Source organism: Oceanicaulis sp. MMSF_3324 (genome assembly GCF_030733545.1).
Taxonomy (GTDB): domain Bacteria; phylum Pseudomonadota; class Alphaproteobacteria; order Caulobacterales; family Maricaulaceae; genus Oceanicaulis.
In genome coordinates this window covers 1-15,396 of record NZ_JASHIU010000014.1, presented here as the reverse complement: position 1 = coordinate 15,396, position 15,396 = coordinate 1, and the positions used below count along the sequence as shown (strand labels likewise).

Here is a 15,396-nt window from a genome sequence, read left to right as displayed (position 1 = left end):
CCATGCCGGCCATGAACATCATTCAGGCGCTGAACTCCGCCATGGACGTGCTTCTGGAGCGTGATCCGGACGTTGTGATCTTTGGCGAGGATGCGGGCTATTTCGGCGGCGTCTTCAAGGCCACCGACAAGCTGCAGGACAAGTACGGCCTCGACCGGGTGTTTGACACCCCGATCAACGAGGCGGCGATCGCCGGCATGGCGGTCGGCATGGCGGCCAAGGGACTCAAGCCCATCGCCGAGATCCAGTTCGCCGACTACATCTTCCCGGCCATCGACCAGATCGTGTCCGAGATGAGTCGCATCCGCTATCGCTCGGCCGGCCAGTTCACCGCCGGTTGCGTGGTGCGCGCCCCCTGGGGCGGCGGCATTCGCGGTGGCCAGACCCATTCGATGAGCCCGGAAGCCTTCTTCACCCATGTGCCCGGTCTGCAGGTCGTCGTGCCGTCCAACCCGTATGACGCCAAGGGTCTTCTGATCGCGGCGCTTGAGAGCGGCGATCCGGTGATCTTCTTCGAGCCCAAGCGGATCTATAATGGTCCGTTCGACGGCGTGCCAGACACGCCGCTGAAATCCTGGGCCAAGCACGCCAAGGGCGAGGTCCCCGAAGGCCATTACACCGTCGAGCTGGGCAAGGCCGAAGTGGTGCGCGAAGGCGAAGCCTGCACCGTGCTCGCCTATGGCACGCTGGTTCATGTGGCCCAGGCGGCGGCGGAAGCGTCAGGCATTGATGCGGAGATCATCGATCTGAAGACGCTCGCGCCCTATGACATCGAGACCATCGCCCAATCGGTGAACAAGACCGGCCGGGTCGTCGTCGCCCAGGAAGCGCCGCGGACCTCCGGTTTCGCCGCCGAGCTGGCCGCGCAGATCCAGGAAGAATGCTTCTATGCGCTGGAAGCGCCGATCTTCCGCCTGACCGGCTGGGACATTCCCTATCCGCACGCCCATGAATGGGCGTACTTCCCCACGCGCGACCGCTTTGCGCGCGCGATGAAGACCGTGACGGAGGCCTGAGCATGAGCGAATACAAGTACAAGCTCCCCGATGTGGGCGAAGGCGTCGTCGAGGCGGAAATCGTCGAATGGCACATCAAGGCCGGCGACAAGGTCACCGAGGACCAGCACATCCTGGATGTGATGACCGACAAGGCGACCGTGGAAATCCCCTGCGCGGTGAACGGCGTGGTCAAATCCATTGTCGGCGAGCCCGGTGAAGTCATTGCAGTGGGCACCGAAATCCTGGTCATCGATGTGGATGGTGAAGTCCCCGATGATGTCGAGGAGATGGCGGAGCCTGAAACCAAGGCCGACGCTCCCAAGGAGGAGCCCAAGGCCGAGGCGCCCAAGGACGAGCCTAAATCCGAACCGAAACCTGAACCCAAGCCGGAGCCGAAACCGGCCGCTCCGGCGAAAACCGCAGCACCAGCGCGGTCCAATGGCGAGCGTCCGCTGGCCAGCCCGGCGGTGCGTCAACGCGCGCTCGACGCCGACATCGATCTGGCGCATGTGCCCGGCACAGGCCCGGCGGGTCGGATCACCCATAATGATCTCGATGACTTCATCGCCGCGGGCGGTCGCCTGGTCTCCAAGGCGGGCGGTTCGGGCGGCGGCAAGGCGCCGCGCACCGGCAGCGAGGAGATCAAGGTCATCGGCCTGCGCCGCAAGATCGCTGAGAACATGGCGCACGCCAAGCGCACCATTCCGCATATCACCTATGTGGACGAGATCGATCTGACCGCGCTCGAAGATCTGCGCGCGCACATGAACGCCAAGAAGTCCGATGATCAGACCAAGCTGACCATCATTCCCTTCCTGGTCATGGCGCTGACGAAAGCCCTGCCCAAATTCCCGCAGGCGAATGCGCATTTCGACACCGATGGCTCGCTGCTGACCCAGCATGACGGTATCCATTGCGGCATCGCCGCCGCCACGCCCAACGGGCTGATGGTGCCGGTGATCAAGCACGCCGAGAGCCTTGATATCTGGGAAGTGGCCGCTGAGGTGAAGCGCCTGGGCGACGCCGCGAAAGCGGGCAAGGCCACCAAGGACGAGCTGACCGGCTCCACCATCACCATCACGTCGCTGGGCGCCATTGGCGGCATCGTCACCACCCCGGTGATCAACCATCCCGAGACGGCGATCATCGGCGTGAACAAGATGCAGACCCTGCCGCGTTATGACCGCGAAGGCCGTCTGGTGCCGCGCAAGATCATGAACCTGTCCTCGAGCTTCGATCACCGCATCGTGGACGGCTATGAAGCCGCCCTCTTGGTGCAGGAGATGAAGGCGTATCTGGAAAACCCCGCGACGCTCTTCATGGATTATGGCGTCCGCCCTGTCTGACATGCTCAAAGCCCGGCCCTCGCGCCGGGCTTTTTGCTTGCAAGTTGAAACCCCGGCCAAGCGCAGCGCCGAGCCGGGGCCTCGTGCAGGAAAAGCGCTTTACGTGAAGGGAGGTCCCGGGTCTTCGCTCCGCTCGCCCGGGAATTCAGGCTTTGTATGACACTCTTCCCCTGCGCAGGCAGGGGCCCAGAGCCGGATATGCCAGCGCTTGATGATCTCTGGGTCCCCGCCTGCGCGGGGAAAGAGGGATGACTCAAAGCCCCTCAAGTGTCATCCCGGACGCCGAAGGCGATCCGGGATCTACCGGAGCCGCTCTGTCCTGATCACAGAGACGCATGCAGGCGATCCCGGCTCAAGGCCGGGAGGACAGGGTGTGCTTCATGGCAAGTGTGGCATGGGCCTCCGGATCAAGTCCGAAGGACGAGTCGGTTGAGCTATGAAGTCTCGGTCCTCGGGCTAGACCCGGGGACCCATAAAACAGGTCGGCTGCCAGGATAACCTCGACATTGGCGAGCGTCCCTCTCCCCTTTTTGAGGGGAGAGGGCAGGTGAGGGGTGAGCAGCGCTTGATCTAGCAAGCGTGACCCTGGCTGAAGCGCACCCCCTCACACGGCCTCTCCCCCTTGTCCAAGGGGGAGGGGGGAAGCTTTTGCGCCTCAACTCAGTGGTTGTTTCCCCCCTTGCCACACAAACCTCCGCCTCCTAATGTCACCAGTGGTGACATTAGGAGGGTTTGATGTCGATCTATGAGATGATCCGCGATCATATGGATGCGTCGGTGCCGTTTGCGAAAGTGACGGGCGTGGAGCTGGTCGAGGTCTCGCCCGAGCGCGGCGTGGCGCGGCTGAAGAAGCGCCCGGACGTGGAGAACCACATCCAGACCATGCACGCCGGCGCCATGTTCACCCTGGGCGAGGCGGCCTCGGGCGCGGCGCTGGGCGGCGTGTTGGGCGACCAGCTGATGGCGGCGCGGCCCGTGGCGGCGGATGCCAGCATCAAGTATCTCAAGACCGGCAAGACCGATTTGACCGCCACGGCGACCGCCAATTCGGACGCCGAAGCGATCCGCCAGGAGCTTGAGGAGGTCGGCAAGGTGGTGTTCGACATCAATGTCGCCATCACCGACGCCGAGGGCGTGACCGTCGCCGAAATGGTGGTGAACTGGCACGTCAAGAAAACCGGCTGATGGCCGGGCGCAAATACCATCATGGCGAGGTGCGCGAGACCGCCGTCCGAGCGGCGCTCGACCTGATTGAGGCGGAGGGCTCCGACGCGCTGACCATGCGCGCGCTGGCCAGGGCGGTGGGCGTCGATCATCGCGCGCTCTACCGCCATTACCCGGACCGGGACGCGGTGCTGGCCGAAGTCGCCGCCGAGGGCTATCGCCAGCTTCTGCGCGATCAGCAGGCCGCGTGTGAAGCCGCAGAACACCCGCTTCAAACCGCGTTCGAGGTGTTTGTCCGCTTCGCGCTCGACCGTCCGCATCTGCACGCCCTGATGCTGACCCGGTCGCGGGCGGCCATGGATGCGCACAAGGCGCTGGGCGAGGCTGTGAAGGCCGAGCTTGAACAGCTCATGGTCTGGTCGCGGCGTGCGCTGGCGGCGGAAAAGGGAGAGCGCGAGACAGATGCGCGTGATCTGGCCTTCGCCGCCTTATCGGCCGCTTATGGCCTGGTGACACTGGCCAGCACGGCGTCCCTGATGCCGCGCAGCCCGGACGATCTCAAGGCGTTCGTCATCGATCAGGTGCGCGGGGTGCTGGAAGGCCAGCTCTTGCGGTTTGGCGCTCGTTCCGCCGAGGCGTGACGCCTTACGCCGAATTCATCCAAGCGACCGGCCCATCTGCTAGGCTTTCTTCCACAAGGAGAGCCGAGATGATGAGACACGCCGCATTCGCGAAAGCGCTGACGCTGATGGCCGGTGGGCTGGCCTGGGCCCAGACGCCTGCACAGACGTTTGAGAGCGGACTGGCCGAGTATCGCCGCGCGCATCAGATCCCCAGCCTGTCCGTACTGGTGTTGCGCGATGGCGAGGCCGAGGTCGAAGCCTATCTGGGCTGGTCCGATGACGAAGGCGAAGTCGCAACGAGCGCCGACACGACCTATTTCACCGCGTCTGTCACCAAGACCGTGACCGGAACCACGCTGTTTCTCGCAGATCAGGCGGGCGAGATCGATCTCGATCGCCCCATGGCGGACGCCGAGGACTGGCGCGGCCTGTGTGAGTGGTTTCCGGACTCCGACATTCCTCTGGCGGGCGGAGATGTGGGGGGCGTGATGTTCCCGGACTTCACCTGTCAGGGCCAGACCCTGCGCCAGGTGGTGAACATGCAGGTCAATGGCGAGCCGGGAACGGACTTTTACTATAACGCTCTGGTCTTTGCCCGGCTGGGCCGGTGGGTGGATGAGGTGCATGAGCGGGACTTCCGCGCTCTGGTGCGCGCCTATGTGCTTGATCCGCTTGAGATGACCGACACCATGGCGGGTTGGCGCGACACCCGGAATTACCACGTGCTCAGCCATTTGGCGCCGCCCTTCCTCTTTGATGGCGAGCGTCTGGTGAAGCAGGCTTTTCCGGATGATGATTTCCGGGGTGCGGCGGGTCTGTACATGACGCCTATGGATCTGGCGCGCTTTGACCGGGCGCTGGATGACGGCACGCTTCTGACCGATGCCCAGAGACAGGCGATGTGGACGCCGCCGAGCAATGCCGACGGCACGCCCTCGGACTACGCCCATGGCTGGTTTCTTCAGGATTATCAGGGAGAGCGTCTTGTGTTTCATTCCGGCTGGCAGCCGGAGGCCTATTCCGCGATCTATCTGAAAGTCCCCGAACGCGGCCTGACATTGATCGCCTTCGCCAATACCGAAAGCCTGTGGTGGGGGAACCGGCCGGACCGGTCCGAGGTGCACCGCTCCGATCTCGTTCAGGCCTTTTTCGCCGCCTATGACATTGGCCAGGGCGCGCCCTGATCGGAACCTTCGCGTGCGACATCGCGTTTCTTACCCAGCACAGACAATGGGTGATGAGATGAAAACCTTCGGCATTTTCCTTCTGGGCGCGCTTCTGGCGATTGGCGGTCTGACCTGGGCGCTGGTCCAGCTGGGCATTCCGGCGACCTGGGTCGTGATCGTGGACATGATCTTTCTGGGCATCGCCGTCGCCAGCGGCGCCGGGCTGACCAAACGATGGGCGGATGACACCAAGGTCAATGTCGAGAAGACGTAATCTGTACGGACCTTTACTGGCGAAAGGGGCAGGTTTCAGCCTGCCCCTTTTTTGTTGTGCGCCGAGCGTCTAAACATCACGCCAATCTATACCGGACCCGCAGGAGTTTTGCTCATGGCCCAGTCTAAAACGTGTCAGGTTCTCGTCGTCGGCGGCGGCCCGGGCGGCTATCCGGCCGCCATTCGTGCGGGCCAGCTGGGCCTGGACACCATTATCGTGGACAAGCACGGGCTGGGCGGCACCTGCCTGAACCGGGGCTGCATCCCGTCCAAGGCCTTCATCCATGCCGGATCGAAGTATGAGGAGATGGTTCATCACGCCCAGAAGGACGAGATGGGCCTGAAGGTCGCGGATCCGACCCTCGACATGGCGGGCGTGACCGAATGGAAAGACGGCATCGTCTCCAAACTCACCAAGGGCGTGGGCCAGCTGCTCAAGGCGGCGAAAGTCGAGGCGATCGCCGGCTGGGCGACCTTCAAGAACGCCAAGACCTGTGTTGTGGAGATGGAGGATGGCGAAACCGTCGAGATCACGGCGGAGAACGTCATCCTGGCCACCGGTTCGAAAGAGACCGAGCTGCCCTTCATGAAGTTCGGCGGTGATGTCATCGGCTCGACCGAGGCGCTGGAACTGACCGAACGTCCGGAAAAGCTGGTGGTGGTTGGCGGCGGCTATATCGGCCTCGAGTTGGGCATCGCCTTCCGCAAGATGGGCTCCGAGGTCGCGGTGGTGGAAGCGCTCGATTCCATTCTGCCCAGCTATGACAAGGAGCTGATCCGCCCGGTCCAGATGTGGCTGAAGAAGAACAAGGTCGCGCTGCACACCGGCTGCAAGGCCAAGGGCGCGGTCGAGGAGGGCGGCCAGACCTATCTCGAGTTCGAGGACGCCAAGGGTGAAACCCAGCGTATCGAGGCGGACAAGGTCCTCGTCGCGGTGGGCCGCAAGCCGGTCACCGAGGGCTGGGGCCTGGAGAATATGGGCGTCGACATGGATGGCCCGTTCGTGAAGATCGACCATCAGTGCCGCACCGCCATGCGCGGCGTCTACGCCATTGGCGATCTAGTGGGCGAGCCGCTGCTGGCGCACAAGGCCACCAAGCAGGGCGAGCTGGTCGCCGAGATCATCGCCGGTCACAAGCGCGCCTATGATCCGGTCTCTGTCGCCGCGGTCTGCTTCACCGAACCCGAGCTTGTCGGCGTCGGCCTGAGCCCGGATGAAGCCAAAGCCAAGGGCGAGACCGTAATCACCGGCAAGTTCCCGCTGGCGGCGTCCGGCCGCGCACTGACCATGGAAGGCGGCGCGGATGGCGGCTTTGTGCGTGTGACCGCGCGTGAGAGCGATCATGTGATCCTGGGCATTCACGCCGTGGGCAAGCATGTCTCCGAATTGTCCGGCGAGTTCGCCCTGGCGCTGGAGATGGGCGCGACCCTGGAAGATGTGGCGGGCACCATTCACGTGCACCCGACCCTGACCGAGGGCTTCGCCGAAGGCGTGCTCACGGCGCTGGGTCACCCCATCCACATCTCGGCCTGATCCCGTCAGGCGTCGCAGGCCTGGGTGAGGCTGTCTCCGAACAGCCTTGCCACATCTGCATCCCGGGCGGCGCGTCGATAATCGCTCTGGGCATTGGGACGGGTCCAGACATTGGCGCGCGCGTCTGAACCGCAAACCTGTCCGGCCTGAAAATGCGTCTCGACCAGGAAGACGAGTGATGCGGTTTCGTCCGAACTGAAGCGGTCGCGCAGTGTCTCAGCACGACGGGCGTCTGCGGGCGAAAGCCTCAGAACGATCGGACGGTCCTCTGGGGCGAGGCCGAGGAAGGGCAAACGCTCGACCGGATCGTCTTCCACGATGAGCGCGAACTGCGCCTCTTCCAGCGTTTCTCCATCCCTTTGCAGTGTAGTGGTCACGGTCCATCGACCCGGATGATCCGTCAGGCCTGGATAGTGAATCGCCAGACGCGCCGCCGCGAAATCGATATCCTCAGCTTCAAGCCGTGAATAAGCGGCGAGCGTGGTTAGCGGCACGCTCGTACACGCGGCCAACAAGATCATGAAATAAACGAGTGTGAGCGTGAAGCTGTGCCTGAACACCGCCACTCCCCCAAAGAGCGAACAATTATTTCAATTTCCCTCATTGCGGGAGGGTGTTCAAGCCGTAACGTTATGTCATGGCTTCCTTTGTTCGGGGCGAAGCGCTAGGGGAGAGCCATGACTGACGATCACGCCCATTCCCACAATCACTCCGCTCACGACCATGGCGGTCATCACCATCATGGCCATGGTCATGCGCACCCCGTCGATGGCCGCAATGAGCGTCGCACGCTGATCGCTGCGGCGTTGACGGGCGGGTTCATGCTGGCCGAGGTGATTGGCGGGCTGCTGACCGGGTCGCTGGCGCTGCTGGCGGATGCGGCGCACATGCTGACCGACTTCGCCGCGCTGATCCTGGCCTGGGGCGCGTTCCGCCTGTCGCGGCGTCCGGCCACGGACAAGCGCTCCTATGGCTATGACCGGCTACAGATCCTCGCCGCTTTCGCCAACGGGGTGACGCTCTCCATCCTGGTGGTGTGGATCGCCTGCGAAGCCGTGATGCGCCTGTTTGATCCCAATGAGATCGAAGCCACCGGCATGGCGGTCATTGCGGTGCTGGGTCTGTTCGTGAACATCGCCGCGTTCGGCGTGCTGCATGGCGCGGACACCGACAATCTGAATATCCGCGGGGCGCTGGCCCATGTGATGGGCGATTTGTTGGGCTCTGTCGCCGCCATCATCGCGGCGGGCGTCATCTGGTGGACCGGCTGGACGCCGATTGATCCACTGCTGTCGCTGCTGATCGCCGCACTGATCGGCATTTCGGCCTGGCGGCTGGTGCGCGATGCGGGCCGGGTGCTGCTCGAAGCGGCGCCCGACCATATAGACCCCAGCGTTCTGCGTGCGGATCTGACCGCCGCCATTCCCGACGTGCTCGACATCCATCATGTGCACGTCTGGTCCTTGACGCCGGACCGTCCTATGGCCACGCTGCATGCGCGGATCGAGCCCGAGGCGGATGCGCCCGCCATCATCGTGGCCATCAAGGGCCGGCTGGCCGAGCGCTACAAGTTGACCCATGTCACCGTGGAGGTGGAAACGGGTCCTTGCGCAGACGATAAAACCTGATCGCGAAATTTACTCGCCGTTAGGCATACACTTTAAACGAAGATTCAGCCCTTCCTGTCATAAAGCTTCCCTGTCGGACGAAATAAGAGCGGGCGACACGCTCAATCGTCGACGTTTTGGGATCAATGCGGGCCTCAAAAAGAGGGCCCCCTTGCAAGGTTTGGGTGTGACTATGAAAAAGTTTGCTGGTGTAATCGCTGCCGTCTCCATGATCTCCGCTTTTGGCGCCGCTCCGGCGCTGGCGCAGGAGCCGGAACTGGTCGAGGCTTCCGCTCCGGAATTTCCCCGTGCGGCCGAACGTCGTGAGATCGAAGGCCATGTGGTCGTGCGTTACAATGTGACCGCCGACGGCGCCGTGGCTGATGTTGAAGTGGTCGAGGCGACCCCGGCTGGCGTGTTCGAACGCTCCGTGATGCGCGCCCTTGAAGACTGGCGCTACGCATCGGGCGCCGGCGCCCAGGGTGTTGAACGCCGGTTCGATTTTAACTTCGGCGGATAAACCTTTTATCAAGACGGCGCAGTCAGAAATGACTGCGCCGTTTTTGTATTCGTGACTATTAACCTTAATTGGGGCTGACTAATGGCGATCTCGTTCCACTCTGTGCAGACACGTCTGCTGGCTGCGTTTGCCGCCGTGATCGTGATTACTCTGGCGACCAGCGCTGCAGGATTGTTCGCGTTCTCGAGCTCGAAGAACGCCCTGGACGCCATCGTCGAGGAAACCGCCCCTCGCGCCGCCGCTGCACAAAGACTTGAAGCCGCCTCGGGCGCCCTGACCGGCGAACTGGCGGCTTTCTCGCGGTCGCGCGACACGATTGACCAACAAGTTTCCGCCTCCCGACTGGACGCGCTGATGGGTGAGGCGAGCGCCTCCATCGAAGCCCTGCGTCAGGCCGGTCTGAGCGCGGCCAACGCCGATGCACTGAGCGAAGCGCTCAACGGTGTCGGCTCCGCCGTGTCTGAAGCCTCCGGCCCGGTGAGCGCCAAGCTCGAAGCCAGCGCCGCCCGTGAACGCGCCATGCGCGATGTGCTGCGTCAGCGCGCCGAGGTCGCCCAGATGCTCGAAGCCGCGCTGGATGAAACCACCGATGAAGGCGTGATCGAGACGCTGCTGCGCTCGTCCATGGCCGTGAACCTGGTCGCCGCGCGCTTCGCCGAGCTGAGCACCGCTGACAGCCCGGGCGAAGTCGCTGAAATCCAGGACGAATATTACTACGCCGCTGATGATCTGAGCATCAACATGGCCATTCTGGGCGATGTGGCGACGCCGGAACTGCGCGAGGCGGTCGATGGCCTTCTGGCCTATGCCGAGGGCGATCAGGGCATGTTCTCCCTGCGCGAAACCGAACTGGCGATGATCGACGAGACCGAGATGCTCGTTGAAGATGCGCGCATCATGGATGCCGCGCTCGCCGAGATCGTCACCCAGACCCGCGAATCCGCACTCGCCGACCAGGCCGAGGCCAGCCAGGGCGGTCTGAACGCCATGGCGTTCGGCTCGGCCCTGATGTGGGTGTTCGCCATCCTGTCCGTCGCTGTGGGCGGCGCTGTGGGATACTTCTACGTCTCCCGCAATCTGCTCGACCGCCTGACCCGCATTGCGCGCGCCATGAAGGACCTGGCCCAGGGCAATCTCGGTCAGGAAATCGAGGACAATGACAAGGACGAGATCGGCGAGATGGCCAAGGCCGTCGCCGTGTTCCGTCAGAACGCCATCGAGCGTCAGCGTCTGGAAGAGGAAAGCGAAGCCGAACGTCTGGCCCGCGAAGCTCGCGCCAAGCGCATCGAGGAGCTGGTCGCCCAGTTCGACGATGTGTCCCGTCGCGCGCTGGATGCGGTGGGCAACGCCGCCGAGGAAATGGAAAGCGCCGCCACGGCTCTGGATCATTCCTCGCGCAGCGCTGGCGAGACCACGGCCCGCGTGAACGCCTCGGGGGGCCGCGCCGCCGAGAACGTGGACACGGTGGCCGCCGCCGCCGAGGAGATGACCGGGTCGATCGCCGAGATCGCCCAGCAGATCTCCCGCTCCACCGAGATCGCCCAGGATGCGGCCAACCGCGTCCAGCAGACCAATTCGGATGTGGCCCAGCTGGATGAAGCCGCCTCGCGCATTGGCGATATCGTCAACCTGATCGAGGGCATCGCCGAACAGACCAACCTGCTGGCGCTGAACGCCACCATCGAGGCGGCCCGCGCCGGTGAAGCCGGCAAGGGCTTTGCGGTTGTGGCCAGCGAGGTGAAGACCCTGGCCGAGCAGACCGCGAACGCCACCAAGTCCATCTCCGACCAGATCTCCGGCATTCAGGGCGCGACGGGCAAGACCGTCGGGGCCATCGAGAATATCGGCGAGGTCATCTCGGAGATGAACAATATCTCCGCCGCCATCGCCGCCGCGATGGAAGAGCAACGCGCCGCGGCGTCCGAAATCACCCGCGCCGCCCATGAAGCGGCGTCGGGCACCCGCGAAGTGGCCGAATCCATCGGCCAGGTGGACGCCGCCGCCGCCGAGACCGGCCAGTGCGCCGCCCAGGTGAACTCGGCCAGCCATGCGCTGAACACCGAATCCTCGGGTCTGCGCAAGGCCGTCAGCGAGTTCCTGTCCTCGGTGCGCGCTGCGTAACTGAATTTGGTGTCGCCGTATCAGCGCGGGCCCCTTGCAAGGCGGCCCGCGCGCGGCTATACGCCTCCCTCCGGTTCGCAGCCCACCCTGCTGCGGACACATGGTTTGGCTGGGTAGCTCAGCTGGTTAGAGCGCACGACTCATAATCGTGAGGTCGGGAGTTCAAGTCTCCCCCCCGCCACCACCCCTTTTCCTTTGAAAACCTGAACCGTCTGAGCGCCCCCGCGGGTGACCGCGAACGCTGGGCGCATCCCAACCGTCTGGGCTCCACGATTGTGATCAGCGACGGCACGGGCGCAGTGATCGACACGCACACCTATTCCCCCTTCGGCCAGGCGGGCGAGGGCGATGGCGGCTTCGCTATTTCAGGTTTGATCGCGTCCGCGATCGGGCCGCTTCACGGGCCAGAAGCTGGGTGAGATCATCCCGCCACTGGTTCGAGGGATGATCGAACGAAACCGGGCTCTATTACTACAAGGCCCGCTATTACGACCCCGAGCTCGGTCGCTTCCTGCAGACCGATCCCATCGGCTATTCCGACCAGATGAATCTCTACGCCTATGTGGGCAATGATCCGATCAACGCGACCGATCCGACGGGGATGTGTGGGCCAGCAATTGGTGCATGTATAGCTCTTTGCGCGACTAATCCCGCTTGTGCGGCGGCTGTGGGGACAGGGATCGTTGTGACTGGGGTGATAATTACCGACGCGTGGCAAAAGTCGGGAGCGCCTGAGTTTCTCGAAAATATATTTACGAATGAAAATGCTAGTGAAGACCGAGAAAGATCTGAACGGGGGCGAGATGTTGTCCGCGGTGGTCGTGAACCGGCACGAGGCGAACGTGAGATCGATATGACTGATCAAGATCGGTCCGTAGAAGGGGTATTGGGAGAGGCTGCTGAGGCAGCAGGCGTTGAGGTGGAGAGCACTGCCGATGGTAAGCCAATAGTATATCTGCCTGACGGTGGGCGGATTGTCGGCTATCCTGAATCTACGAGCGGGGGCGATCCGTCGATTACGATACAAGGCCGTAGAGGGCGCGTGATCAATAAAACTAGAGAGGCTCGTTATCTTGATGAATAGTGATTTTAAGAACTTGGTACATCGGACTCTTCCTAATAAGAAAGGCAATGTTTTGATCGGTGTTTCGCAGATTCAGATTGATCGCAAATTGGAATATATGCTTTTTTCTAAAAAATACTTTGCTTCCTATGAGGCGGAGACCTTTTCATCTAGATTTAAATCCAAACTCAAATTTACTGAATGTGAGCAATTTAGGTCAGAGTTATTGGATTCGGTTTATACGGAAGACTTCGTGGTTTATGATGGCGGAGGAGGTTGTTTTTGGATTAATTCTTTGCGTGATAATATTTCTGTTATTTATGTTGAAAATGGAGTCCATATTCCGCAATCGCTTATTGTCGAGTGGGATTCATCATTGGCTAATGAAATAATTTTTGGAGGATTGGCTTGGGATGATCTATTGACGCTAGGTGTGTTTTCCTATTTTACCAGCGAGAGGCTGAATTCTATTAGGGAGTGGATTAAAGAATATTGAGTGGGGTTCGTAATTAAATATGATTGCATAGGTTTAATTTGAATCCTCTTTTTTCAAGATTCCCATAATGCCTCTGTGCAAGTTTTGAGTTTGCTAGCATGAACGGGCTATTCGCATAACTACGCAGGTGCTGAGCTGGCGAAGACCTAAACCCTGACGTGCTCAGTTGATTGAACGCCTCGCCAGTATCGCCTATGACGCCCAGTCGCGCCGGCAGAGCGTGAGTTACGCCAATGGCGCAACCGCGCTGTTTGGCTATTCCGCGCGCGGGGATATTCGCTGTCATGACATCCATCTGACCGGCGCTGCGGCCTCGGCGTGCAATGGCGCGGGGGCGGAGGTGGCTTATGACTTCACCTCCAATGGCGTGGGTCAGATCCTCAGTGAAAGCCTCAGCAGCACGCTCAGCGGCGAGGATCTGGTCTGGCGGCCGTCCTTCTCGGCGAACGACAATTACGCCAGCAATGGCCTGAACCAGTACACGTCTGTGACGCGTGACACGTGCTTGCTCAGGTTCACCCGAGCCTGCCCTCCCACGTGAAGCGCCGTTGAGGTGCGGCAGAGCAGCGCGGGGCGGTGACAAACCTCCAACACTTATCTATTTTGATAAGTGACAAGTGCGCCGGGATTGAGTCTCTATGAGCGCGCACAAGGAGGACGTGCATGATCCGTTCATTGCTGCTGGCATCGCTCACGCTGGTGTTGAGCCCGGCCTCTGGCTGGGCGCAGACAGAGGCGTCTGAGCCTTATGAGGTGCGCGAGACCGAAATCACCGATCAGAAGGCCGTGTTCGCCACGGTGCAGAGCGTGGATGTGACCATGGCGCGGGCGCGCCTGTCGGGCACGATCGGCGAATTGCGCGTGGATGAGGGTGATCGCGTCGAGGCGGGCGAGGTGCTGGCTGTGGTCGTGGATGACCAGCTCGCCCCCCAGATCGGCTCGCTCAACGCCCAGCTGGCGGCAGTGACCGCCCAGCTGGACCAGGCTCGCGCCGATCTTCAACGGGATGAGCGCCTGTTCGAGCGCGGCCTGGTCGCCGAAGCGCGCCTTGAATCGACGCGCACCCAGGTCGAGGTGTATGAGAACCAGGTTGCGTCTGCGCGTCAGCAGCGCGCCGTGACCGTGCAGCGCTCGCGTGAAGGCGATGTGCTGGCGCCCGCCACCGGCGTGGTCCTGTCCGTGCCGGTGACCGCCGGAACCGTGGTGATGCCGGGCGAGCAGATCGCCGAAATCGCCACCGATCTTTATGTGCTGCGCCTGTCTCTGCCCGAACGCCATGCCCGGTTCATCGCCGAGGGCGATCCAGTTCAGCTTGATGTGCAGCATCCTGACGGGACGAGCCTCGCCGCCACCGGCACAATCCGTCAGGTCTATCCGCGGATCGAGGCGGGGCGCGTGACGGCTGATGCCGTGGTGGAGGGGCTTGGGGACTTCTTTGTGGGCGAGCGGGTGCGCGTCCGGGTCAATACCGAAGCCCGCATGGGCATTCTGATCCCTGCAGACCTGATCGAGACCCGCTACGGGCTGGATTATGTCAGCGTGCTCGATGCGGACGGCCATCCTCATGACGTGGTGGTCCAGCGTGGCGGCGTCAGCGTGGGCGAGGCGGGCGCCGAGCAGGTGGAAATCCTGTCGGGTCTGAAAGCCGGTGATCGTCTGGTGCAGCCATGAAGCTGGGCCTGTCCGGATATCTTGCGAAGGGGTTCATCCGTTCGCCGCTGACCCCGCTCCTACTGCTGGCCGCGCTTGGCCTGGGGCTGATCGCGCTTTTGACCATTCCGCGCGAGGAAGAGCCGCAAATCTCTGTGCCCATGATCGACATCATGGTGCGCGCGGACGGTTTGGCGGCGGCCGATGCGGTGGAGCTGATCACCGAGCCGCTTGAAGCGATCATCTCGGGCATTTCCGAGGTGGAGCACACCTATTCCAACACCATGGATGACCAGGTTCTGGTCACCGCCCGGTTCAAGGTGGGCGTGGCCGAGGACCTCGCCGTCCTGCGCGTGCACGAGGAAATCCGGGGCCATTACGACCAGCTGCCGCTGGGGGTGCCTGAACCGCTGATCATCGCGCGCGGCATCAATGACGTGCCGATCCTGACCCTGACGCTGAGCCCGGAGCCCGGCTTTGGCGAGCGCTGGACGGACGCGTCGCTGCTGACCCTGGCCGAAGAGCTGCAATCGCGCCTGACGGCGGTCGAGGGCTCGGGATTGAGCTTCATCGTCGGCGGTCGCGCCGATCAGGTGCGCATCGAGCCCGATCCCGAGCGCCTGTCGCTCTATGGCGTCACCTTGCAACAGCTGGCGGGCAAGATCGCGGCCGCCAATTCCGCCTTTCCGGTGCGGCCGGTCTTCCGCGACGGCGCGGTGGCGCAAACCCTTGTGGGGGAAACCCTGCGCGACCCCGCCTCCATTGGTCTGTTACTGCTCACAACGCGCGACGGACGCCCCGTCTATGTCCGCGATGTGGCGGACGTGGGGATCGG

The 15,396-nt window shown here is 62.6% G+C and carries 16 protein-coding genes and 1 tRNA gene; 16 read left to right on the top strand and 1 reads right to left on the bottom strand.

The window, feature by feature from the left end:
* Positions 1–2: 2 nt before the first annotated feature.
* From RBA95_RS12795 to lpdA, 7 genes are all read left to right on the top strand, one after another.
* Positions 3–1,016 (top strand): alpha-ketoacid dehydrogenase subunit beta, encoded by a 1,014-nt coding sequence (locus RBA95_RS12795; RefSeq protein WP_306017259.1) that lies wholly within the window; start codon positions 3–5, stop codon positions 1,014–1,016.
* Positions 1,017–1,018: 2 nt separating this feature from the next.
* Entirely contained in the window at positions 1,019–2,344 is a 1,326-nt protein-coding gene (locus tag RBA95_RS12790; protein WP_306017258.1) for a dihydrolipoamide acetyltransferase family protein, read from the top strand.
* A gap of 735 nt (positions 2,345–3,079) precedes the next feature.
* A complete protein-coding gene (locus RBA95_RS12785) occupies positions 3,080–3,529 on the top strand; it encodes a YiiD C-terminal domain-containing protein (RefSeq protein WP_306017257.1) in 450 nt (149 codons plus the stop codon).
* A complete protein-coding gene (locus RBA95_RS12780; protein ID WP_306017256.1) occupies positions 3,529–4,149 on the top strand; it encodes a TetR/AcrR family transcriptional regulator in 621 nt (206 codons plus the stop codon). The genes RBA95_RS12785 and RBA95_RS12780 overlap by 1 nt, the downstream gene beginning before the upstream one ends.
* Before the next feature lie 68 nt (positions 4,150–4,217).
* On the top strand, positions 4,218–5,315 hold the full coding sequence (locus tag RBA95_RS12775) for a serine hydrolase (protein WP_306017255.1): 1,098 nt from the start codon (positions 4,218–4,220) through the stop codon (positions 5,313–5,315).
* Between the two features lie 58 nt (positions 5,316–5,373).
* A complete protein-coding gene (locus tag RBA95_RS12770; RefSeq protein WP_306017254.1) occupies positions 5,374–5,571 on the top strand; it encodes a hypothetical protein in 198 nt (65 codons plus the stop codon).
* A gap of 114 nt (positions 5,572–5,685) precedes the next feature.
* Positions 5,686–7,104: a dihydrolipoyl dehydrogenase gene (gene lpdA, locus RBA95_RS12765; RefSeq protein WP_306017253.1), complete on the top strand. Its 1,419-nt coding sequence runs from the start codon at positions 5,686–5,688 to the stop codon at positions 7,102–7,104.
* A 5-nt stretch (positions 7,105–7,109) separates the two neighbouring features.
* Here lpdA and RBA95_RS12760 read toward each other — a convergent pair whose 3' ends face one another.
* Positions 7,110–7,625 carry a hypothetical protein gene (locus tag RBA95_RS12760; protein WP_306017252.1) on the bottom strand — a complete coding sequence of 172 codons (516 nt, stop codon included), beginning with the start codon at positions 7,623–7,625 and terminating at the stop codon, positions 7,110–7,112.
* Between the two features lie 156 nt (positions 7,626–7,781).
* Between RBA95_RS12760 and RBA95_RS12755 the strand changes: the two genes are divergently transcribed.
* The 9 genes from RBA95_RS12755 to RBA95_RS12720 all read left to right on the top strand — a co-directional run.
* Positions 7,782–8,732 (top strand): cation diffusion facilitator family transporter, encoded by a 951-nt coding sequence (locus RBA95_RS12755; RefSeq protein WP_306017251.1) that lies wholly within the window; start codon positions 7,782–7,784, stop codon positions 8,730–8,732.
* Positions 8,733–8,904: 172 nt separating this feature from the next.
* The gene (locus RBA95_RS12750) at positions 8,905–9,231 is read left to right on the top strand and encodes a TonB family protein (RefSeq protein WP_306017250.1); all 327 of its coding nucleotides are present in this window, start codon (positions 8,905–8,907) and stop codon (positions 9,229–9,231) included.
* An 81-nt stretch (positions 9,232–9,312) separates the two neighbouring features.
* Entirely contained in the window at positions 9,313–11,352 is a 2,040-nt protein-coding gene (locus RBA95_RS12745; RefSeq protein ID WP_306017249.1) for a methyl-accepting chemotaxis protein, read from the top strand.
* A 107-nt stretch (positions 11,353–11,459) separates the two neighbouring features.
* Positions 11,460–11,536: transfer RNA gene (locus RBA95_RS12740), tRNA-Met, on the top strand.
* A 327-nt stretch (positions 11,537–11,863) separates the two neighbouring features.
* On the top strand, positions 11,864–12,436 hold the full coding sequence (locus tag RBA95_RS14535) for an RHS repeat-associated core domain-containing protein (RefSeq protein WP_371933614.1): 573 nt from the start codon (positions 11,864–11,866) through the stop codon (positions 12,434–12,436).
* Entirely contained in the window at positions 12,429–12,911 is a 483-nt protein-coding gene (locus tag RBA95_RS12735) for a hypothetical protein (protein ID WP_306017248.1), read from the top strand. Before RBA95_RS14535 ends, RBA95_RS12735 begins: the two co-directional genes overlap by 8 nt.
* Positions 12,912–13,077: 166 nt before the next feature.
* Entirely contained in the window at positions 13,078–13,452 is a 375-nt protein-coding gene (locus RBA95_RS12730) for a hypothetical protein (protein ID WP_306017247.1), read from the top strand.
* A gap of 122 nt (positions 13,453–13,574) precedes the next feature.
* Positions 13,575–14,582: an efflux RND transporter periplasmic adaptor subunit gene (locus RBA95_RS12725; RefSeq protein WP_306017246.1), complete on the top strand. Its 1,008-nt coding sequence runs from the start codon at positions 13,575–13,577 to the stop codon at positions 14,580–14,582.
* A partial coding sequence (locus RBA95_RS12720) for an efflux RND transporter permease subunit (RefSeq protein WP_306017245.1) occupies positions 14,579–15,396 on the top strand: 818 nt, incomplete at its 3' end. The genes RBA95_RS12725 and RBA95_RS12720, both read left to right, overlap by 4 nt.